Annotated in this window: 19 protein-coding genes and 1 tRNA gene; 11 read left to right on the top strand and 9 right to left on the bottom strand. The window is 68.9% G+C overall.

All coding sequences use genetic code 11. The annotated features are described in order from the left end of the window. Positions 1 to 103: 103 nt before the first annotated feature. From ACGFYQ_RS16425 to rpmH, 8 genes are all read right to left on the bottom strand, one after another. Positions 104 to 1,192: a ParB/RepB/Spo0J family partition protein gene (locus ACGFYQ_RS16425; RefSeq protein WP_393744309.1), complete on the bottom strand. Its 1,089-nt coding sequence runs from the start codon at positions 1,190 to 1,192 to the stop codon at positions 104 to 106. After that, positions 1,189 to 2,274, bottom strand: a complete 1,086-nt coding sequence (locus ACGFYQ_RS16420) for a ParA family protein (protein ID WP_362389474.1) — start codon at positions 2,272 to 2,274, stop codon at positions 1,189 to 1,191. Before ACGFYQ_RS16420 ends, ACGFYQ_RS16425 begins: the two co-directional genes overlap by 4 nt. Before the next feature lie 264 nt (positions 2,275 to 2,538). After that, positions 2,539 to 3,255 carry a 16S rRNA (guanine(527)-N(7))-methyltransferase RsmG gene (gene rsmG, locus ACGFYQ_RS16415; RefSeq protein ID WP_393744307.1) on the bottom strand — a complete coding sequence of 239 codons (717 nt, stop codon included), beginning with the start codon at positions 3,253 to 3,255 and terminating at the stop codon, positions 2,539 to 2,541. Positions 3,256 to 3,386: 131 nt separating this feature from the next. Further along, complete coding sequence (locus ACGFYQ_RS16410) at positions 3,387 to 3,899, bottom strand: R3H domain-containing nucleic acid-binding protein (protein ID WP_030153171.1); 513 nt, start codon at positions 3,897 to 3,899, stop codon at positions 3,387 to 3,389. Between the two features lie 15 nt (positions 3,900 to 3,914). Next, positions 3,915 to 5,021 (bottom strand): membrane protein insertase YidC, encoded by a 1,107-nt coding sequence (gene yidC / locus ACGFYQ_RS16405; protein WP_393744304.1) that lies wholly within the window; start codon positions 5,019 to 5,021, stop codon positions 3,915 to 3,917. Positions 5,022 to 5,024: 3 nt separating this feature from the next. Next, the gene (gene yidD, locus ACGFYQ_RS16400; RefSeq protein WP_075970728.1) at positions 5,025 to 5,306 is read right to left on the bottom strand and encodes a membrane protein insertion efficiency factor YidD; all 282 of its coding nucleotides are present in this window, start codon (positions 5,304 to 5,306) and stop codon (positions 5,025 to 5,027) included. Next, positions 5,303 to 5,677 carry a ribonuclease P protein component gene (rnpA, locus tag ACGFYQ_RS16395; RefSeq protein WP_362389471.1) on the bottom strand — a complete coding sequence of 125 codons (375 nt, stop codon included), beginning with the start codon at positions 5,675 to 5,677 and terminating at the stop codon, positions 5,303 to 5,305. Before rnpA ends, yidD begins: the two co-directional genes overlap by 4 nt. Positions 5,678 to 5,698: 21 nt before the next feature. Continuing rightward, the gene (gene rpmH, locus ACGFYQ_RS16390; protein WP_008741645.1) at positions 5,699 to 5,836 is read right to left on the bottom strand and encodes a 50S ribosomal protein L34; all 138 of its coding nucleotides are present in this window, start codon (positions 5,834 to 5,836) and stop codon (positions 5,699 to 5,701) included. A gap of 357 nt (positions 5,837 to 6,193) precedes the next feature. Between rpmH and dnaA the strand changes: the two genes are divergently transcribed. The 11 genes from dnaA to ACGFYQ_RS16335 all read left to right on the top strand — a co-directional run bounded on the left by dnaA (position 6,194) and on the right by ACGFYQ_RS16335 (position 20,408). Continuing rightward, positions 6,194 to 7,999 (top strand): chromosomal replication initiator protein DnaA, encoded by a 1,806-nt coding sequence (dnaA, locus tag ACGFYQ_RS16385; protein WP_393744301.1) that lies wholly within the window; start codon positions 6,194 to 6,196, stop codon positions 7,997 to 7,999. Between the two features lie 877 nt (positions 8,000 to 8,876). Then, positions 8,877 to 10,007 (top strand): DNA polymerase III subunit beta, encoded by a 1,131-nt coding sequence (dnaN, locus tag ACGFYQ_RS16380; RefSeq protein ID WP_359170032.1) that lies wholly within the window; start codon positions 8,877 to 8,879, stop codon positions 10,005 to 10,007. 199 nt (positions 10,008 to 10,206) lie between these two features. Further along, on the top strand, positions 10,207 to 11,082 hold the full coding sequence (gene gnd, locus ACGFYQ_RS16375) for a phosphogluconate dehydrogenase (NAD(+)-dependent, decarboxylating) (RefSeq protein ID WP_393744298.1): 876 nt from the start codon (positions 10,207 to 10,209) through the stop codon (positions 11,080 to 11,082). A gap of 118 nt (positions 11,083 to 11,200) precedes the next feature. Next, positions 11,201 to 12,337, top strand: a complete 1,137-nt coding sequence (gene recF / locus ACGFYQ_RS16370; protein ID WP_393744296.1) for a DNA replication/repair protein RecF — start codon at positions 11,201 to 11,203, stop codon at positions 12,335 to 12,337. An 80-nt stretch (positions 12,338 to 12,417) separates the two neighbouring features. After that, positions 12,418 to 12,897 (top strand): DUF721 domain-containing protein, encoded by a 480-nt coding sequence (locus tag ACGFYQ_RS16365; protein ID WP_393744702.1) that lies wholly within the window; start codon positions 12,418 to 12,420, stop codon positions 12,895 to 12,897. A 283-nt stretch (positions 12,898 to 13,180) separates the two neighbouring features. Next, positions 13,181 to 15,202: a DNA topoisomerase (ATP-hydrolyzing) subunit B gene (gene gyrB / locus ACGFYQ_RS16360; RefSeq protein WP_393744700.1), complete on the top strand. Its 2,022-nt coding sequence runs from the start codon at positions 13,181 to 13,183 to the stop codon at positions 15,200 to 15,202. 40 nt (positions 15,203 to 15,242) lie between these two features. Further along, positions 15,243 to 17,867, top strand: coding sequence for a DNA gyrase subunit A (gene gyrA / locus ACGFYQ_RS16355; RefSeq protein WP_393744294.1), 2,625 nt, complete (start codon positions 15,243 to 15,245; stop codon positions 17,865 to 17,867). 87 nt (positions 17,868 to 17,954) lie between these two features. Then, a complete protein-coding gene (locus tag ACGFYQ_RS16350; RefSeq protein ID WP_393744292.1) occupies positions 17,955 to 18,503 on the top strand; it encodes a DUF3566 domain-containing protein in 549 nt (182 codons plus the stop codon). 106 nt (positions 18,504 to 18,609) lie between these two features. Continuing rightward, positions 18,610 to 18,683: transfer RNA gene (locus ACGFYQ_RS16345), tRNA-Ile, on the top strand. Positions 18,684 to 18,828: 145 nt separating this feature from the next. After that, on the top strand, positions 18,829 to 18,963 hold the full coding sequence (locus tag ACGFYQ_RS16340) for a DLW-39 family protein (RefSeq protein WP_208809277.1): 135 nt from the start codon (positions 18,829 to 18,831) through the stop codon (positions 18,961 to 18,963). A gap of 122 nt (positions 18,964 to 19,085) precedes the next feature. After that, positions 19,086 to 20,408, top strand: a complete 1,323-nt coding sequence (locus ACGFYQ_RS16335; RefSeq protein ID WP_393744291.1) for a hypothetical protein — start codon at positions 19,086 to 19,088, stop codon at positions 20,406 to 20,408. Here ACGFYQ_RS16335 and ACGFYQ_RS16330 read toward each other — a convergent pair. Next, positions 20,395 to 21,693 (bottom strand): serine/threonine-protein kinase, encoded by a 1,299-nt coding sequence (locus tag ACGFYQ_RS16330; protein WP_393744289.1) that lies wholly within the window; start codon positions 21,691 to 21,693, stop codon positions 20,395 to 20,397. The genes ACGFYQ_RS16335 and ACGFYQ_RS16330 overlap by 14 nt on opposite strands. Between the last annotated feature and the right edge of the window lie 42 nt (positions 21,694 to 21,735).

The raw sequence follows: 21,735 nt of genomic DNA, 5'->3' as shown, positions 1-21,735 counted from the left end.
CAACGGGACGACGACGCCGGCCCCGTCGACACCCACGGCACGGCAAAGGGGCGGACCGCGACGGTGAGAACCGACACGATCCGCCCCTCGGCGGCCCCCGGGATCACTCCCCGGACAGCCCCTGCTCCAGAACCCGGCCCTCGCCCGGCGCCAGCGTCCCCAGAATCCGCTCCAGATCCTCCATCGACGCGAACTCGACGGTGATCTTGCCCTTCTTCTGGCCCAGATCCACCTTCACCCGCGTCTCGAACCGGTCCGACAGCCGCGTCGCCAGCTCACTGAGCGCCGGAGCCACCCGGGCACCCGCACGCGGACCCTTCGGCTTCACCGCACTCGCGGGATCCGACTCCATCAGCTTGACGATCTCCTCGACCGCCCGCACCGACAGCCCCTCGGCCACGATCCGGTGCGCCAGCCGGTCCTGCTGCTCGGTGTCATCCACCGACAGCAACGCCCGCGCATGCCCCGCCGACAGCACGCCGGCCGCCACCCGACGCTGCACCGGAGCCGACAGGTTCAGCAGCCGCAGCGTATTCGTCACCTGGGGACGCGAGCGGCCGATCCGGTCCGCCAGCTGGTCATGCGTGCAATTGAAGTCCTGCAGCAGCTGGTCGTACGCCGCAGCCTCCTCCAACGGGTTCAGCTGGGCCCGGTGCAGGTTCTCCAGCAGCGCGTCCAACAGCAGCTTGTCGTCGTCCGTCGCCCGGATGATCGCCGGAATGCTCTCCAGACCCGCCTCCCGGCAGGCCCGCCAGCGCCGCTCACCCATGATCAGCTCATAGCGGCCGGGAGACGACTGCCGCACCACCACCGGCTGGAGCAGACCCACCTCCTGGATGGAGGTCACCAGCTCGGCGAGCGCGTCCTCGTCGAACACCTCACGCGGCTGCCGCGGGTTCGGCGTGATCGCGTCCATCGGAAGCTCCGCGAACGTCGCTCCCGCCACCACATTGGCCTCCGGCACCGCCGGCACCGGCTCTTCCACCGGCGCGACGAACGATGTTTCACGTGAAACATCGGCCTGCGCCAGCGAAGCCAGCTTCGCCGCCGCGATCCCGCGCTCCGAGGTCAACACCGGCACCGCCGACGGAGACATCGATCCGGCACCGATCACCGGCGGCGTCTTCTCCTGCGGAGCAGCGGGAATCAGCGCACCGAGCCCCCGTCCCAGACCTCTACGTCGCTCACTCACTGGATCCCCTCCGCCACACTCTGCGTGCTGTTCATGCCCGCGCCCAGATGGGCCTGCTGGGCGTCGTACTGCATTCCGACCCCTCGGAACGCGATCTCCCGCGCCGCCTCCAGATAGGAGAGCGAACCACTGGAACCCGGATCGTAGGTGAGCACCGTCTGCCCATAGCTCGGCGCCTCGGAAATACGCACCGACCGCGGAATGCTCGTCCGCAGCACCTCCTTGCCGAAGTGGCTGCGCACCTCCTCCGCCACCTGCGAGGCCAGCCGGGTCCTGCCGTCGTACATCGTCAGCAGAATCGTCGACACGTGCAGCGTCGGGTTCAGGTGGGCCCGCACCAGATCGACATTGCGCAGCAGCTGCCCCAGACCCTCCAGCGCGTAGTACTCGCACTGGATCGGGATCAGCACCTCCGCGCCGGCCACCAGAGCGTTCACCGTCAGCAGCCCCAGCGAGGGCGGGCAGTCGATCAGGATGTAGTCGAGCGGCTGCTCGTACGCCTGGATCGCCCGCTGCAGCCTGCTCTCCCGGGCCACCAGCGACACCAGCTCGATCTCCGCACCCGCCAGGTCGATCGTGGCCGGAGCACAGAAGAGCCCCTCCACGTCCACAACGGGCTGGACGACCTCCAGCAGGGGCCGGCTGTCCACCAGCACGTCGTAAATCGACGGCACATCCGCGTGGTGGTCGATACCCAGCGCCGTGGAGGCATTGCCCTGCGGGTCGAGGTCGACCACCAGGACCCGCGCACCGTGCAGCGCCAGCGAGGCCGCCAGATTCACGGTCGTCGTGGTCTTGCCCACGCCGCCCTTCTGGTTGGCGACCACGATGACCCGGGTCTGCTCCGGCCGGGGCAGCCCCTCACCGGCGCGCCCCAGCGCCTCCACGGCCAGCTGGGCGGCTCGGCCGATGGGGGTGTCATTGTCTACAAGGGGCGCCGATGTTTCACGTGAAACATCCTCGCCCGCCGATTCAGAGCGGGGACCGGGGACCGGATCGGCCATCGGCCCCGCGAGGTTGGCGTCGGACCGCACGGTGTCACTCTCCTCGACATCAGGCTCGCGATGAACAGAGCCTGCCATGTCACCCGGGTCGCGAACCAGCGGGGCCCGTACTCCTGTGGATGAATCCACCGATGTGGACAACTCCGTCCCCCCTTCGTGCTTGCGATGACGGGGAGACGTGGCCGCACGACCGCGGCTGATGATTCCGTGCAGCAGAGAGCGACGTTTCACGTGAAACACGATGCCCGGACGGAGTCACCAGGCCGCTACGACACTCCGAAATCCATACCTATAGGGCCCAACACACCCTAAATCTCTGCAGGAACCCTGACTGCCGACGTATCAGCGGCGCCTACGCGTACGGCTCGTCCGGGCCGCCTTAGCCCGCTTGGCCGCGAACCTCACCCCACCGGGACTCTCTCCGACCTCGACCCTCACCACCGTCGACAGCGGGTCCACCACACCCTCGCCCACATGCAGCACCGAGGTCTTCACCACACCGAGTTTCGTCAGCGCCGTCTTCGCCGACACCAGCTCCTCCTCGGCGGTATCGCCCTTGAGCGCCAGCATCTCCCCGTACGGACGCAGCAGAGGCACACCCCAGCCGGCCAGCCGGTCCAGCGGAGCCACCGCCCGAGCCGTCACCACATGCACCGGCGGCAGCTTGCCGAGAACCTCCTCGGCCCGCCCGCGCACCACCGTCACATGGTCCAGGCCCAGCAGCTCCACGACCTCCTGGAGGAAAGTCGTCCGCCGCAGCAGCGGCTCAAGCAGCGTGATCTTCAGATCACGCCGCACCAGCGCCAGCGGGATACCGGGCAGACCCGCACCCGAACCCACGTCGCACACGGTGACGCCCTGGGGCACCACCTCCGACAGCACAGCGCAGTTCAGCAGATGCCGCTCCCACAGCCGCGGCACCTCACGCGGCCCGATCAGGCCCCGCTTGACTCCCGCGTCGGCCAGCAGCTCCGCGTACCGCACAGCTTCCGGGAAAAACTCACCGAACACCGCGCGCGCCTCTTCAGGCGCCGGGGGAAGCTCAGCTGCCTCCGTCACGGGGACCGTCCCTTCCGTACCGCATGATTCTGGAGAACCACGTCTTCAAGATGGCGCGTCGTTCACATGCCAGGCTGACAAACTTCGGCCCCGCCTGCGACACAGACGGGGCCGAACACTCACACGACCGGTCAGGCCGGGAGCACAACGACGAAGCGCTGCGGCTCCTCGCCCTCGGACTCACTCTTCAGACCCGCGGCCGCCACGGCGTCGTGGACGACCTTCCGCTCGAACGGGGTCATCGGGGCCAGCTTCAGCGGCTCGCCGGACGCCTTCACGTCCGCCGCGGCCTGAGCGCCCAGCGCCGCCAGCTCCTCACGCTTCTTCGCGCGGAACCCGGCGATGTCCAGCATCAGCCGGCTGCGGTCCCCGGTCTCCCGGTGCACGGCGAGGCGGGTCAGCTCCTGCAGAGCCTCCAGAACCTCACCGTCGCGGCCCACGAGCTTCTGCAGGTCACGGCTGGCGGAGTCACTGACGATCGACACCGCGGCCCGGTCGGCCTCGACGTCCATGTCGATGTCGCCGTCCAGGTCGGCGATGTCCAGCAGACCCTCAAGGTAATCGGCCGCGATCTCACCCTCCTGCTCGAGGCGGGTCAGGGTGTCGCCACTCTCAGCGGCGGCGGTGGTGGTGCCTTCCGTCACGGGAGGGACTCCTTCTTACTTCTTGGAGGGCTTGCTGGGGGGCGTCTGACGCTTCGACTTCGACTGCCGCTTGGGCTGCTGCCGCTTCGTGGCGACACCGCCGCTCGCCGCATCCGCGTCGGCCGTGGCTTCAGAACTCTTGATCACGGAGCCGTCCGCCTGGGCGGCCATGCCCTGCTTGGTCAGCGCGGTGATGAACTTGCGCTCGTTGTCGTTGCGGTCCGGGCCCTTGGCCACGATCGCCGCGACGATCTTCTTCTTGCCCCGGCCCTTGACGTCACCGTGCGAGCTGACGTGCTTCAGCAGTCGGGTCAGGTACTGGTCCTGGGCCTTGCTGCCCGGCGTCGGGTTCTGGTTGATCACGTACATCTGCTGACCCATGGTCCACACGTTCGTGGTCAGCCAGTAGACGAGAACACCGACGGGGAAGTTGATGCCCATGACGGCGAAGATCACGGGGAAGATGTACATCAGCATCTTCTGCTGCTGCATGAACGGCGTCTTGACCGACAGGTCGACGTTCTTCTGCATCAGCTGACGCTGGGTGTAGAACTGCGACAGCGACATCAGGACGATCATGATGGCGGTGACGACACGCACATCGGTGATCGAGGCGCCCAGAGAGGCGGCCTTCTCGGCGCTGTCCGTGAACTTCGCGGCCAGCGGGGCGCCGAAGATATGCGCCTTACGCGCGCTCTCCAGCAGCGGACCGTCGATGACGCCGATCTCTTTGCCGTTGGCGATGCTCGCCAGCACGCTGTAGAGCGCGAAGAAGAACGGGGACTGCGCCAGGATGGGAAGGCACGAGGAGAGCGGGTTGGTACCCGTCTCCTTGTACAGCTTCATCATCTCTTCGGACTGACGCTGCTTGTCGTTCTTGTAGCGCTCCTGGATCGCCTTCATCTTCGGCTGGAGCGCCTGCATGCCACGCGTCGCCTTGATCTGCTTCACGAAGAGCGGGATCAGGCAGATACGGATCAAGATCACCAGGGACACGATGGACAGGCCCCAGGCCCACCCACTGTCCGCACCGAAGACCGCTCCGTACAGCTTGTGGAACTGGACGATGATCCACGAGACGGGTGTGGTGATAAAGCTGAACAGATTGGCAATCGTGTCCACTAATCAGGCTCCTTGAGCATTGCGAGATCTACGCAACGCACTGCGCAGCTGCTCGTGCCAACGCGGGCGTTTACGGGGTGGGACATGGTCCACGCCACCGGGGGACCACGGATTGCACCGCAGGATCCGCCAGGCGGTCAGGACCGTCCCCTTGACCGCACCATGCCGGTCGATGGCCGTGTACCCGTAGTGCGAGCACGACGGGTAGTAGCGGCACACCGGCCCGAGCAGCGGACTGATCGTCCACTGGTACAGCTTGATCAAAGCGAGCAGCGGGTACTTCATCGAGCCACGCCTCCCAGAAGCCGCACCAGAGCGGCATCCAGGTCCCGGGCCAGCTCGTCGGGGCCGGCATCACCCGCTCCGGGCAACGCACGTACCACCACCAGGCTACCGGCGGGCAGCTGAGACAGCCGCTCCCGGACCAGATGGCGCAGACGGCGCTTCACCCGGTTACGTATGACGGCATTGCCGACAGCCTTGCTGACGACGAAACCCGCACGCGCCGAGGGATCGATCTCCCCCGACTCGTGCGGGTCCGTTGCACCGCTTGTACGTAGGTGGACGACGAGGAGCGGGCGACCAGCCCGACGCCCTCGACGTACCGCGCTCGCGAAGTCCTCGCGCCGCCTCAGCCGATTTTCGGGAGACAGCACGACGTCACGACCTGCGTGTTGTTACGCGGAAAGGGCGGCGCGGCCCTTGCCACGACGGTTCGCGAGGATCGCGCGACCGGCACGGGTACGCATCCGCAGGCGGAAGCCGTGGGTCTTGGCACGACGGCGGTTGTTCGGCTGGAAGGTGCGCTTGCTCACTCGGGGGCTCCAGAGAATGAATCGTTGTGGCGGGACATCGCCTGGCTGTCACCGTGCGCCCACGAGGAAACTCGCGTGTTCGCCCGAGTGGACACCGCTAAACGATCACTAACAGTGACCTTCGCCCATCGGTAGGCAGGCGGCAGCAGCCATCGACAACTCGACCTCGTTACGGTACGCGCGGCTACGCCATCCGGTCAAACCGAGGCGATGCTGCCGCACACTGTGCACAGGCTGTGGACAACGACTTGAACCGTACCCGCTGGCCTGACTACCGTTGCCTGACCCCGGATTTTTTGTCCCGACCGTCCCAAAGAACCACACATTCGTGGGACCCCCTGTGAGAGAGCGTGCTCTGTGGCTGACGTACCTGCCGATCTTGCCGCAGTGTGGCCAAGGGTGCTCGAAAAGCTCCTCGGGGAGGGACAGCCGGGGATCGAGCCCAAGGACAAGCAGTGGGTCGAGCGATGCCAGCCCCTGGCACTCGTCGCCGACACCGCACTGCTGGCCGTCCCCAACGAGTGGGGCAAGCGCGTCCTCGAGGGCCGCCTCGCCCCGCTGATCAGCGACGCCCTCAGCCGCGAATGCGGCCGCCCCATCCGGATCGCCATCACCGTGGACGACTCCGCCGGCGAGCCCGCACCCCCCGCCCCGCCCGTCCAGCAGCGCGACGCGTACGAGCCGTACGCCGGCCAGCGCCCCGGAGGCGGCCCCGGAGGCCCCGGCAACTCCTCCGACGACCAGCTCCCCACCGCCCGCCCCGCCTACCCGGACTACCAGCAGCAGCGTCCGGAGCCCGGCGCCTGGCCCCGGGGCGGCCAGCAGGACGACTACGGCTGGCAGCAGCCCCGCCTCGGCGGTTTCCCCGAGCGCGACCCGTACGCCTCCCCGCAGCCGGGCTACCTCCAGCAGTCCGAGCCCTCCGGCTACGACCAGGGCTCTTACGAGCAGCAGCAGTACGAGCAGTCCCCGTACGAGTCCCAGCAGCAGCAGCCCCGCCAGCCCCACCAGTACGAGCAGCAGAAGTACGAACAGCAGCAGTACGAGCAGCCCGCGCCGCGCCAGGCCCCCGGCCGGCCCTCGTCCGCCCCGGCCCCGTCCGGCGGTTCCACCTCGGGCCCGCTCGAACCGACCGCCCGGCTGAACCCCAAGTACCTCTTCGACACCTTCGTCATCGGCGCCTCCAACCGCTTCGCTCACGCCGCCGCGGTGGCCGTCGCCGAGGCGCCCGCGAAGGCGTACAACCCCCTCTTCATCTATGGAGAGTCGGGTCTGGGCAAGACGCACCTGCTGCACGCCATCGGGCACTACGCGCGGAGCCTGTACCCCGGCACCCGCGTGCGCTACGTGAGCTCCGAGGAGTTCACCAACGAGTTCATCAACTCCATCCGCGACGGCAAGGGCGACGCGTTCCGCAAGCGCTACCGCGAGATGGACATCCTGCTCGTCGACGACATCCAGTTCCTCGCGAGCAAGGAGTCGACGCAGGAGGAGTTCTTCCACACCTTCAATACGCTCCACAACGCCAACAAGCAGATCGTGCTCTCCTCCGACCGGCCGCCCAAGCAGCTCGTCACCCTGGAGGACCGGCTCCGCAACCGTTTCGAGTGGGGCCTGATCACCGACGTCCAGCCGCCCGAGCTGGAGACCCGCATCGCGATCCTGCGCAAGAAGGCGGTCCAGGAGCAGCTCAACGCCCCGCCGGAGGTACTGGAGTTCATCGCCTCCCGCATCTCGCGCAACATCCGCGAGCTGGAGGGGGCGCTGATCCGGGTCACGGCCTTCGCGAGCCTCAACCGGCAGCCGGTCGACCTGGGCCTCACCGAGGACGTCCTCAAGAACCTGATCCCGGGCGGCGAGGACAGCGCGCCGGAGATCACGGCCTCCGACATCATGGCGGCCACCGCCGACTACTTCGGGCTCACCGTGGACGACCTGTGCGGCTCCTCGCGCAGCCGGGTCCTGGTGACCGCACGGCAGATCGCGATGTACCTGTGCCGGGAGCTCACCGACCTCTCCCTGCCGAAGATCGGGGCGCAGTTCGGCGGCCGCGACCACACCACCGTCATGCACGCGGACCGCAAGATCCGCGCTCTGATGGCCGAACGCCGCTCCATTTACAACCAGGTCACGGAGCTCACCAACCGCATCAAGAACGCCTGAGCCGGCTGCCCCGGACCACCGGGGAGAGCCGCGCCAGGGCCCCTTCAAACGCATCCAGAGGGCGCTCCCGGACCACAACGGGGGCGCCCTTCTTCGTTCACGCGCCCCTGACCTGTTCGAATACGCCCCCGCAGGGGCAACTCATCCACAGATTCACCGAGTTTCTTCCGTCCACACCCTGGGGATGGGTTCCGTCGCCCACAATCTGTCCACAGGGGTGCCGGATGAGGCTCCATCAGGCCAGGTCAGCACCCTGTGGAATTGTGCGCAAGCTTCATCCACAGGCTGTGGACAGATCTTTCGTCCACAGCGCTGTCCACCACGTTGTCCACCACCCACCCACAGGTTCGCCGATCCTGTGCACAGGATCCGATGTCTTCTCCACACCGTTGTCCACTGTTCGGCAACGCACCACCCCCTCTCACCGCCCCGAGTGAAAGCCGTCACACGGAGGTGGACGTTTGGGTTGTGGAGTACCGGGGGAAAGCTGGGGACACACCTGTGGAGTAGTCGGGGTCGCCTGGGGACGGCCTGTGCAGAAGTTTTCGTTCTCCACAGAGACACCGTGTTGTCCACCGGTGCCACCCACAGGGTGTGGGGATAAAAAACGCGGGCTGACCAGGGAAAACGGGGTTATCCACCGTTTCCACAGGCCCTACTACTACCCCCATAGAGAGTTAGCCCGGTTTCGGTTTTCAAGCAGGTCCTGTGCACAACTCGGTGGGCGGCCCTCCCCGACACCTCGCTCCCGACTTGACCTCCGGCCGCACCGACTGTCGGCGCCGTACGTCAGACTGGTCCCCGGCATCGGTCGAGGCATCGACGAGCCGACGACGAAGGCCGGCAGACGATCGAGCAACAGCAGGAGGCGGTTCCGGTGAAGATCCGGGTGGAGCGCGACGTACTCGCGGAGGCGGTGGCCTGGGCTGCCCGTAGCCTCCCGGCCCGGCCGCCGGTGCCCGTTCTCGCGGGCCTGCTGCTGAAGGCCGAGGAAGGCATGCTGAGCCTCTCCGGCTTCGACTACGAGGTCTCGGCCCGCGTCTCCGTCGAGGCGGACGTCGAGGAGGACGGCACCGTCCTGGTCTCCGGCCGGCTGCTCGCCGACATCTGCCGGGCCCTCCCCAACCGCCCGGTGGAGATTTCCACAGACGGTGTACGGGCGACCGTGGTCTGCGGCTCCTCGCGCTTCACACTCCACACCCTGCCTGTGGAGGAATACCCGGCGCTGCCCCAGATGCCGACCGCGACCGGCACCGTGCCCGGCGAGGTCTTCGCCTCCGCCGCCGCCCAGGTCGCCATCGCCGCCGGCCGCGACGACACGCTGCCCGTGCTGACCGGTGTCCGCATCGAGATCGAGGGCGACCGCGTCACCCTGGCCTCCACCGACCGCTACCGCTTCGCGGTCCGCGAGTTCCTGTGGAAGCCGGAGAACCCGGACGCCTCCGCCGTGGCCCTGGTGCCCGCCAAGACCCTCCTGGACACCGCCAAGTCCCTGACCAGCGGCGACACCGTCACCCTGGCACTGTCGGGCTCCGGTGCCGGTGAGGGCCTCATCGGCTTCGAGGGCGCCGGCCGCCGCACCACCACCCGCCTCCTCGAAGGCGACCTGCCGAAGTACCGCACGCTGTTCCCGACGGAGTTCAACTCCATCGCCGTGATCGAGACCGCCCCGTTCGTCGAGGCCGTCAAGCGCGTGGCTCTCGTCGCCGAGCGGAACACTCCGGTCCGCCTGAGCTTCGAGCAGGGCGTGCTGATCCTGGAAGCCGGTTCCAGCGACGACGCACAGGCTGTGGAGCGCGTGGACGCCAAGCTGGAGGGCGACGACATCTCGATCGCCTTCAACCCGACCTTCCTGCTCGACGGACTGAGCGCGATCGACTCGCCCGCCGCGCAGCTCAGCTTCACCACGTCCACCAAGCCGGCGCTGCTCAGCGGCCGCCCTGCGGTCGACGCGGAGGCCGATGAGGCCTACAAGTACCTGATCATGCCGGTGCGCCTCTCCGGCTGATTCTTCGCAGGTCAGGCCCGGTCCCGCCCGCCGCGGGACCGGGCCTGACCACGTTTGCGGCAGCGGGGCAGGGGCACCGCGCGCCCCGTGGAGCCGGGCGGCCGGGGGGCCCGGCCGGGCGTAGGCTCGGGGCCTGGGATGTCCTCCGGGAAGCAGGAGGCCCCGGCAAAGACGGCCACAACGCTTAAGGAACCACCTGATGGAGCTCGGTCTCGTCGGTCTCGGCAAGATGGGCGGCAACATGCGCGAGCGCATCCGCCGCGCAGGCCACACCGTCATCGGATACGACCGCAACCCGGACCTCGCGGATGTCCACAGCCTGCGGGAACTTGTGGACAGCCTGCAGGCCCCGCGCGTGGTGTGGGTCATGGTCCCGGCAGGCGCGGCCACCCAGTCCACCGTCGACGAGCTCGCTGAGCTGCTCTCGATCGGCGACATCGTCGTCGACGGCGGCAACTCCCGCTGGACCGACGACGAGAAGCACGCCGAGCAGCTGGCCGCCAAGGGCATCGGCTTCGTCGACTGCGGGGTCTCCGGCGGAGTCTGGGGCCTGGAGAACGGCTACGCGCTGATGTACGGCGGCGCGAAGGACCACGTAGCCCGGGTCCAGCCGGTCTTCGACGCCCTCAAGCCCGAGGGCGAGTTCGGCGCCGTGCACGCCGGCAAGGTCGGCGCCGGCCACTTCGCGAAGATGGTCCACAACGGCATCGAGTACGCCATGATGCAGGCCTACGCCGAGGGCTGGGAGCTCCTGGAGAAGGTGGACTCGGTCACCGACGTCCGCGAGGTCTTCCGCTCCTGGCAGGAGGGCACGGTCATCCGTTCCTGGCTGCTGGACCTGGCCGTGAACGCCCTCGACGAGGACGAGCACCTCGAGCAGCTGCGCGGTTTCGCGCAGGACTCGGGCGAGGGCCGCTGGACGGTGGAGGCGGCGATCGACAACGCCGTACCGCTGCCCGCGATCACCGCCTCGCTGTTCGCGCGGTTCGCGTCCCGCCAGGACGACTCCCCGCAGATGAAGATGATCGCCGCGCTGCGCAACCAGTTCGGCGGCCACGCGGTCGAGAAGGCGTAGTCGGGAAGAGCCGACGTACACGACGTAGTCGAGAAGAGAACGGTGCGGCCGGCAGCAGCCGCACCGCACCACACAGCACCACAAGAGCAGCAGGAAAGCCGGGGGAGGTCGGCGCCGTATGCATGTTTCGCATCTCTCGCTGGCCGACTTCCGCTCGTACGCCCGGGCCGAGGTTCCCCTCGACCCGGGCGTCACGGCCTTCGTGGGTCCCAACGGCCAGGGGAAGACCAACCTCGTCGAGGCGATCGGCTACCTGTCGACGCTGGGCAGCCACCGGGTCTCCTCGGACGCCCCGCTCGTACGGATGGGCGCGGACCGGGCGATCATCCGCGCGGCCGTCACCCAGGGCGAGCGTCAGCAGCTGGTCGAGCTGGAGCTGAATCCGGGGCGGGCGAACCGGGCCCGGATAAACCGGTCCTCGCAGGTCAGGCCGCGGGACGTGCTGGGGATCGTACGGACGGTGCTGTTCGCGCCGGAGGACCTGGCCCTGGTGAAGGGCGATCCGGGGGAGCGGCGCCGGTTCCTGGACGAACTCGTCACCGCGCGCTCCCCGCGGATGGCGGCGGTCCGATCCGACTACGAGCGGGTGCTGAAGCAGCGCAACACCCTGCTGAAGTCGGCGGCGATGGCGCGCCGGCACGGCGGGCGCTCGATGGACCTCTCCACCCTCGACGTGTGGGACCAGCACCTCGCGCGCGCGGGCGCGGAGCTGCTGGCGCAGCGGCTTGATCTGATCGCGACGCTGCTGCCGCTGGCGGACAAGGCGTACGAGCAGCTCGCGCCCGGCGGCGGCCCGCTGGGGCTCTCGTACAAGTCGTCCGCGGGCGAGCCGGTGGACAGTGGGGCGGCGCGCGGTCGTGAGGCGATCTGCGAGGTGCTGCTGGCGGCCTTGTCGGAGGTGCGCAAGCAGGAGATCGAGCGGGGTGTGACGCTGGTCGGTCCGCATCGCGACGATCTGCTGCTGCGGCTGGGGGAGCTGCCGGCGAAGGGGTACGCGAGCCACGGGGAGTCGTGGTCGTACGCGCTGGCCCTGCGGCTGGCCTCGTACGAGCTGCTGCGTTCGGAGGGCGCCGAGCCGGTGCTGATCCTGGACGACGTGTTCGCGGAGCTGGACGCGCGGCGGCGGGAGCGGCTGGCCGAGCTGGTGGCGCCGGGCGAGCAGGTGCTGGTGACGGCGGCGGTGGACGATGACGTTCCGGGTGTGCTGGTGGGGGCGCGGTTCGGGGTGTCCGGTGGTGAGGTGACCCGGCTGTGAGCGATCAGGGCAGCGACACGGGAAGTGGCCGCGGCGGCGGCCAGGGCCAGGAGCCGCGCAAGGCGCCGGAGCTCTCCGGTGTGGATCTGGCGCGGCAGGCGCTCGCCGCCGCGCGGGAGCAGGCGCGGGCCCGGGGCAACGCGGCGGGTGGGAAGAAGCGACACCAGGGTCCGGGGCTGCGCTCGGGGGCCCGGGCGGACGGCCGGGATCCGATGCCGTTGATGGCGGCGCTGGACCGGTTGCGCACCGAGCGCGGCTGGGAGATGCCGATGGCGGTGGCGGGTGTGATGGAGCGCTGGCCGGAGATCGTCGGTCCGGAGATCGCGGCGCACTGTGAACCGGAGCGGTACGAGGACCGTGAGCTGGTGGTGCGGTGCGATTCCTCGGCGTGGGCGGCGCAGCTGAAGCTGCTGGCTCCGCAGCTGGTGGCGCGGCTGAACGCGGACCTGGGGCAGGGCACCGTGCGGCTGATCAAGGTGCAGGGGCCGGGTGGGCGGCCGAAGCGGTACGGGCCGTGGCGGGCGCCGGGGAGCACGGGTCCGGGGGACACCTACGGGTGAGGGCGGTGCCGGCGCGGGTGGTGTCCCTCACGGTAGTGGGAGGTTGACAGGCCGAAGCGCTGGATGCCCGTGTGAGCCTCTTTGAGCCCCTTCCCGGATATGGGGAGTCGGAAGGTGGAGGTTCAGGGCGGCACATGCGGACTCAGGTACCGGCAAACCCCCATTCATGTCGGCGGTACCGGTAGACTGAAGCCAATCCCGCCCGTTCGCGGGATCACGCAGACAACGCAGATCGACGCGGCCGCTCCTCCGGCGCACTCGCTGGTCCGGAGTACGGGCTGCGCTGTGCCAGAGAGGGCGCTTCGTGGCCGATTCCGGCGACTCCAACGAGAAGAATTACGACGCCAGTGCGATCCAGGTCCTCGAGGGCCTGGACGCGGTCCGCAAGCGGCCAGGCATGTACATCGGCTCGACCGGCGAGCGCGGCCTGCACCACCTGGTCCAGGAAGTCGTCGACAACTCCGTCGACGAGGCGATGGCCGGTCACGCGGACACGATCGACGTGACGATCCTGGCCGACGGCGGCGTCAGGGTGGTCGACAACGGCCGCGGCATCCCGGTCGACATCGTGCCGTCCGAGGGCAAGCCGGCCGTCGAGGTCGTCCTGACCGTGCTGCACGCGGGCGGCAAGTTCGGCGGTGGCGGCTACGCCGTCTCCGGCGGTCTGCACGGTGTGGGTGTGTCCGTCGTGAACGCCCTGTCGAGCAGGGTCGCGGTCGAGGTCCGGCGTGACGGCTACCGCTGGACCCAGGACTACAAGCTCGGTGTCCCGACCGCCGCGCTGGCGCAGAACGAGGAGACCGACGAGACCGGCACCACGGTCACGTTCTGGGCCGACGGCGACGTCTTCGAGACGACCGAGTACTCCTTCGAGACGCTGTCGCGGCGCTTCCAGGAGATGGCCTTCCTGAACAAGGGCCTGACCCTGACGCTGACCGACGAGCGCGAGTCGGCGAAGGCCACGGTCGGCGCGGACGACCCGGACGCGGAGGCGGCCGAGCCCGCGGCGCGGACGGTCAAGTACCACTACGAGGGCGGCATCGTCGACTTCGTGAAGTACCTCAACTCGCGCAAGGGCGAGATGATCCACCCGACCGTCATCGACGTCGAGGCCGAGGACAAGGAGCGGATGCTCTCGGTCGAGATCGCGATGCAGTGGAACTCGCAGTACACGGAGGGTGTCTACTCCTTCGCGAACACGATCCACACGCATGAGGGCGGTACGCACGAGGAGGGCTTCCGTGCGGCTCTGACGGGTCTGGTCAACCGGTACGCGCGCGAGAAGAAGCTGCTGCGCGAGAAGGACGACAACCTGGCGGGCGAGGACATCCGCGAGGGTCTGACGGCGATCATCTCGATCAAGCTGGGCGAGCCGCAGTTCGAGGGCCAGACGAAGACCAAGCTGGGCAACACGGAGGCGAAGACCTTCGTGCAGAAGGTTGTGCACGAGCACCTGAACGACTGGTTTGACCGGAACCCGGTCGAGGCCGCGGACATCGTCCGCAAGTCGATCCAGGCGGCCACGGCGCGCGTCGCGGCCCGCAAGGCCCGTGACCTGACGCGTCGCAAGGGTCTGCTGGAGAGCGCCTCGCTGCCGGGCAAGCTGTCCGACTGCCAGTCGAACGACCCGACGAAGTGCGAGATCTTCATCGTCGAGGGCGACTCCGCCGGTGGCAGCGCGAAGTCCGGCCGCAACCCGATGTACCAGGCCATCCTGCCCATCCGCGGCAAGATCCTTAACGTCGAGAAGGCGCGCATCGACAAGATCCTCCAGAACACCGAGGTCCAGGCGCTGATCAGTGCCTTCGGCACGGGTGTGCACGAGGACTTCGACATCGAGAAGCTCCGCTATCACAAGATCATCCTGATGGCGGACGCCGACGTCGACGGCCAGCACATCAACACCCTGCTGCTGACCTTCCTGTTCCGCTTCATGCGGCCGCTGGTCGAGGCCGGTCACGTGTACCTGTCGCGTCCGCCGCTGTACAAGATCAAGTGGGGCCGGGACGACTTCGAGTACGCGTACTCGGACCGTGAGCGCGACGCGCTGGTGGAACTCGGCAAGCAGAACGGCAAGCGCATCAAGGAAGACTCCATCCAGCGCTTCAAGGGTCTGGGCGAGATGAACGCCGAGGAACTGCGCATCACCACCATGGACGTGGACCACCGCGTGCTCGGCCAGGTCACCCTGGACGACGCCGCGCAGGCCGACGACCTGTTCTCGGTGCTGATGGGTGAGGACGTCGAAGCCCGGCGCTCCTTCATCCAGCGCAACGCCAAGGACGTTCGGTTCCTCGACATCTGAGTCGGCTCAGCTGACTGCCTGAAAGGACTTCTGACCAGCAATGGCCGACGAAACCACCCCCACCGCCGCGGAATCCGCGGAGGAGCAGCCCGTCGTGCGCATCGAGCCCGTGGGGCTCGAGACGGAGATGCAGCGCTCCTACCTCGACTACGCGATGTCCGTCATCGTCTCGCGCGCGCTGCCCGACGTACGGGACGGCCTCAAGCCGGTCCACCGCCGTGTGCTGTACGCGATGTACGACGGCGGCTACCGGCCCGAGAAGGGCTTCTACAAGTGCGCCCGCGTCGTCGGTGACGTCATGGGTACGTACCACCCGCACGGCGACTCCTCGATCTACGACGCCCTGGTGCGCCTGGCACAGCCGTGGTCGATGCGCATGCCGCTGGTGGACTCGAACGGCAACTTCGGTTCTCCGGGCAACGACCCGGCGGCCGCGATGCGCTACACCGAGTGCAAGCTGATGCCGCAGGCCATGGAGATGCTCCGGGACATCGACGAGGAGACCGTCGACTTCACGGACAACTACGACGGCCGCAACCAGGAGCCGACGGTCCTGCCGGCGCGCTTCCCGAACCTGCTGGTCAACGGCTCCGCGGGCATCGCGGTCGGCATGGCGACCAATATCCCGCCGCACAACCTCCGTGAGGTCGCGGCGGGCGCGCAGTGGGCGCTGGAGCACCCGGAGGCCTCGCACGAGGAGCTCCAGGAGGCGCTCATCGAGCGGATCAAGGGTCCTGACTTCCCGTCGGGCGCCCTGGTCGTGGGCCGCAAGGGCATCGAGGAGGCGTACCGGACCGGTCGCGGCTCCATCACGATGCGCGCGGTGGTCGCGGTCGAGGAGATCCAGAACCGCCAGTGCCTGGTGGTCACGGAGCTTCCGTACCAGACCAACCCCGACAACCTCGCGCAGAAGATCGCGGACCTGGTGAAGGACGGCAAGGTCGGCGGTATCGCCGACGTCCGTGACGAGACCTCGTCGCGGACCGGCCAGCGCCTGGTGATCGTCCTGAAGCGCGACGCCGTCGCCAAGGTCGTGCTGAACAACCTGTACAAGCACACCGATCTGCAGACGAACTTCGGCGCGAACATGCTGGCGCTCGTGGACGGCGTGCCGCGCACGCTGTCGATCGACGCGTTCATCCGCCACTGGGTGACGCACCAGATCGAGGTCATCGTCCGGCGTACGCGCTTCCGCCTGCGCAAGGCGGAGGAGCGCGCGCACATCCTGCGCGGTCTGCTCAAGGCGCTGGACGCGATCGACGAGGTCATCGCGCTGATCCGGCGCAGCAACACGGTCGAGATCGCGCGCGAGGGCCTGATGGGCCTGCTGGAGATCGACGAGATCCAGGCGAACGCGATCCTGGAGATGCAGCTGCGGCGCCTGGCGGCACTGGAGCGGCAGAAGATCGTCGCCGAGCACGACGAGCTCCAGGCCAAGATCAACGAGTACAACGCGATCCTGGCCTCGGAGGAGCGTCAGCGTCAGATCGTCAGCGAGGAACTGGCGGCGATCGTCGAGAAGTTCGGCGACGACCGGCGGTCCAAGCTGGTGCCCTTCGACGGCGACATGTCCATGGAGGACCTGATCGCCGAAGAGGACATCGTCGTCACGATCACGCACGGCGGTTACGTCAAGCGCACCAAGACCGAGGACTACCGCTCGCAGAAGCGCGGCGGCAAGGGCGTGCGCGGTACGAAGCTGAAGCAGGACGACCTGGTCGACCACTTCTTCGTCTCCACCACGCACCACTGGCTGCTGTTCTTCACGAACAAGGGCCGGGTCTACCGGTCCAAGGCGTACGAGCTCCCGGACGCCGGCCGTGACGCGCGCGGGCAGCACGTGGCGAACCTGCTGGCCTTCCAGCCGGATGAGAAGATCGCGCAGATCCTCGCCATCCGCGACTACGAGGCGGCGCCCTACCTGATCCTGGCCACCAAGGGCGGCCTGGTGAAGAAGACGGCGCTCAAGGACTACGACTCGCCGCGTTCGGGTGGTGTGATCGCCATCAACCTCCGGGAGACGGGCGCCGACGGCGCCGACGGCACTGCCGACGAGCTGATCGGCGCGGAGCTGGTGTCCGCCGAGGACGACCTGCTGCTGATCAGCAAGAAGGCGCAGTCGATCCGCTTCACGGCGACCGATGACGCGCTGCGTCCGATGGGCCGCGCGACCTCGGGCGTGAAGGGCATGAGTTTCCGCGAGGGTGACGAACTGCTCTCCATGAGCGTTGTCCGGCCGGGTACGTTCGTGTTCACCGCGACCGACGGCGGCTACGCCAAGCGGACGCCGGTCGACGAGTACCGCGTCCAGGGTCGTGGCGGTCTGGGCATCAAGGCCGCGAAGATCGTGGAAGACCGCGGGTCGCTCGTCGGGGCTCTCGTGGTGGACGAAACGGACGAGATTCTCGCCATCACGCTCAGCGGTGGTGTGATTCGTACGCGCGTCAACGAAGTCAGGGAGACCGGCCGTGACACCATGGGCGTCCAGCTGATCAACCTGGGCAAGCGCGATGCCGTGGTGGGCATCGCCCGCAACGCCGAGGCCGGTCAGGAAGCTGACGAGGTCGAGGCCGACGAGATCGAGACCGAGACCGAGGTGGCTGACGGACAGGCCGCCGAGGCCGCCGAGGGCACGCAGCCTTCGGCTGGGGAGCACGAGGAGTAAGTCGTGAGTGGAGCCACGGGCGCCGGACCGGCCGAGACTGGAGCGAATGGTGCCCGTGGCCCCGCCGCGGACTCCCAGGGGGGGACTGTGACGGACACCCGAGGACCGCAGCCGCAGGCCGGCGCGGAAACCGGTCAGGAGCGGCCCGCGCAGCCCTACCACCCGCCGCAGGCCTACTCGGCGCCCTCGGGCCCGGGTGCGCCGCGCGGCGGGGGTGCGGGCGGCGCGCAGCGCAAGCCGCGTACGGGAGCCAGGATGACGCCCAGGACGCGCAAGGCACGGCTGCGGGTGGCCAAGGCCGACCCGTGGTCGGTGATGAAGGTCAGCTTCCTGCTGTCGATCGCGCTGGGCATCTGCACGATCGTGGCGGCGGTGGTGCTGTGGATGGTCATGGACGCGATGGGCGTCTTCTCGACCGTCGGCGGCACGATCAGCGAGGCGACCGGTTCGAACGAGAGCAACGGCTTCGACCTCCAGTCGTTCCTGTCGCTGCCGCGCGTTCTGATCTTCACATCGGTGATCGCGGTCATCGACGTGGTGCTGGCGACGGCTCTGGCGACGCTCGGCGCGTTCATCTACAACCTGTCGGCGGGCTTCGTCGGCGGTGTGGAGCTGACGCTCGCCGAGGACGAGTGACCTGCGCAGACGTTCGCAGGGCAGCGTCCATAGGGGCTTCGCCCCGGGGATTTTGGACCTCCCGGGTCTGTGCGCTAACCTTCAGGAGTCAGCGCGCAGCGCGGATGGGGCTATAGCTCAGTTGGTTAGAGCGCATCCCTGATAAGGATGAGGCCACAGGTTCAAATCCTGTTAGCCCCACAGTGTCGAAGACCCCCAGGCCCAAGGCCTGGGGGTCTTTGCCGTTGGGCCAGTTGGTGGGCCGCCAGGTCACCGATCGGTATCGGTCGGTGTGTATTGTTGGGCGCCAGAAGTCCCCTACGTCAACGAAAGACGAGGTCGCGCGGTGAAGAAGCTGCTCCTGGTCGCACTGGCCGCCATCGGCGGGCTCCTCGTGTACCGCCAGATCCAGGCGGACCGCGCCGAGCAGGACCTGTGGACGGAGGCAACTGACTCCGTGCCCTCTGGTTCCGGTGTGTGAGACCCAAGGCTGATCTCATGAAGCCCCGGCTGCCGCTGCGGCCGGGGCTTTGTGCTGTTCTGTGACAAAAAGTTACGTTATGCAAAGATTTGGCTTGCGCTAGCAAAGTCGGGGTGGGCGTGATGGGTCGGGTAGGGACGGCAGTGCGGGCGGGAGCCGTGGTGGGGGCGGCGGCCCTGGCCATGGCCGCGGGTGTGCCGGGCGCCGCCCGCGCGGAGGGGACGGCGCCGCAGCCGAGCCCCACGTACCGCGCGGCGGACGGCGCGAAGGCGGTGGAGGGCAAGCCCTCCACCGCGGACGCCCCGCTCCTGGAGGCCGGGAGCCTCTACAAGGACACGCTCGCCCCCGGTGAGCGCTTCTACCGGCTCGTCCTGGAGAAGGACGGGTCCAACGTGTACGTCTCCGCCGTGGTCCGGCCCGCACGGGGCGCCAAGGCCTCCTCCAGCGACGGCATCGAGGTGGAGATCATGACCACCGCCGGCCGTTCCTGCCCGGACAGTACCGGCCGTGCGAGCTTCGGCTACGACCCCGCCCCCATCGGCGCCGCCGGCGTCCGGTGGGGGGCGGAGGACGCGGACTGCGCGCCGCCCGGCGTCTACTACGCCAAGGTCACCCGTACGTCGGCCAAGGGCTCCGACCAGAGCCCCTGGCCGCTCGAACTCCGGGTCCAGCGGGAACCCGGCCGCGGCGCGGGCGTTCCCACCACCGCGCCCAGCACCTGGCCCTCGGGGGCCCCGTCCCTGCCCGGCAGCGAGGCGGTGGCCCGTACCGGGGGCACCGGCTTCAACGACGCCCGCGCGCTGGGCGCCGGGGTGTGGCGCGACGAGATGCGGCCCGGACAGACCCGCTACTACCGGGTCCCGCTGGACTGGGGGCAGCAGCTGGGCCTCAGCGCCGAACTCGCCGCCGCCAAGATGACCAAGCAGTACGGATCCGCCTCGGGAGGGCTCACCGTCTCCCTCTACACCCCTTACCGGAGCCTCATCTCCGACAAGGACACCTCGTACGACGGCAAGCAGGCCGGGATCACCCTGGAGAAGACCCCTCCCGTCGCCTACGAGAACCGCTTCGCCAACGACCGGGCCGTTCAGTCCGTGAGCATCGCGGGCTGGTACTACGTCGTCGTGACCATGGGCGGGAAGGTCGCCGAGTTCACCGAGGACGCGACCCCCGTGCCGCTGACCCTGCGTACGGAGGTCAGCGGCACCCCGGCCGAGGCACCGGCGTACAAGGAGAGCCTGGCCGCGGGCGGGTTCGGGGTCGGGGCCGAGGACCGGGCCGCCGCGAAGGACGGGCTCACCGCCCCGGAGGCCGCCGAGGCCGCCGAGAAGGGGTCCGTGATGCGGGTGGTGGCCGGCGCCGGATTCGGCACCGGGACGCTGCTGCTGCTCGTGCTGGGCGGCTGGATCCTGCTCGCCCGCAGGGGCGGCGCTACAGCTGGGTGAGGGCCCAGACGCCGACGGCGAAGCAGAGCAGCGCCGCCGCGAGGATGCCGGCCGTCACCTTCCCCGGAGGCGGGGCGATCCCGCCGGCGCGGGCGGGCGGCGCGGGCGGGGTGTACGGCGCGGGCGGCGGGAGGTGGAAACTGCCGGTCTGCGAGGGCCCCCCGTACGAGGCGGGCACGGGGACGGTCGGGGCAGTGCCGCGCGGATCGGTGGCCTCCGCCACGGTCGCCGGGGCCGCTGTGGCCGACGTCGCGTACGGGGACGCGTACGGGCCCGGCGTCGCGTACGGGTTCGGGCCCGGCGTCGCGTACGGGTTCGGGGACGGAGTCGGCGTCGGTGTCTGAGGTCCGTTCTGCGGCGGCACCAGGGCGGCCGTGGGCCCGTCCGGGGTCACGGCCGCTGTCGTCTCCGGCCCCTCCGGGCCGAAACCGGCCGGGAGCGGGCCGAGTTGGTCGAACACCTCCACCGGATCCTCGCCCGGCGCGGCCGGCGGAAGCAGCTCCACGGCCTCGGCAAGGGCCTTGCGTGCCCCTGTGGACGTCTTGAACCGGCTGTGGGGGTCCGGCTGCAGGAGATTGGCGATGACGTCCCAGAGCGGCGCGGGGACGCCTTCCGGGGCGCCCGGGGTGCCATGGGCGAGGAAGTGCTCCACCAGGCCCTGGGAGTCGGGCTTGCGCCCCTGGAGCAGGTACAGGGCGACCAGCCCGACGGCGAAGAGGTCGGCGGGGAAGTCGGGCTCGGCGCCCAGCAGTTGCTCGGGGGCGAAGTAACCCGGGGTGCCGACGACGTAGTTCGTCTCGGTCAGCCGGGGCTCGCCCTTGCGCATGGAGATGCCGAAGTCGGACAGCCGCAGGTGCGGCCGCCCGGTCCCGGTGGCCTCCATCAGGATGTTGGCCGGTTTGATGTCGCGGTGGACGACACCCTCCGCGTGCACCGCCGCCAGCCCCGACAGGAGCTGGTCGAGCAGGGTGCACACGAACCGGGGCGGGAGGGGACCGTAGTCCCCGATGACGTGGCCCAGGGAGCCGCCGCTGACCAGGTCCATCGTGAAGAGGACCTTGTCGTCGTCGGCCGCCCAGCTGGCGGGGGCCAGCACGTGCGGGTGGTCGATCCGCAGGGCCTGCTCCCGTACGAACCTCAGGAGCGTGTGGGCGTCGCTCTGCAAGAGGACCTTCGCGGCGACGTACCGGCGGCGCCGGTGGTCCCAGGCACGCCATACGGCGCCCGCGCCACCGCGCCCGATCGGATCGATCAACTCGTACCGACCGGCGAAAACCTCACCCATCGCTGTGCCCGTCCCCCGTCACCCGTAGTCCGCCGTCGCGCT

This window comes from Streptomyces sp. NPDC048258 (genome assembly GCF_043201995.1).
Taxonomy (GTDB): domain Bacteria; phylum Actinomycetota; class Actinomycetes; order Streptomycetales; family Streptomycetaceae; genus Streptomyces.
Note: the sequence above shows the minus strand (reverse complement) of the source record. Positions and strands in the feature narration are given on the sequence as shown.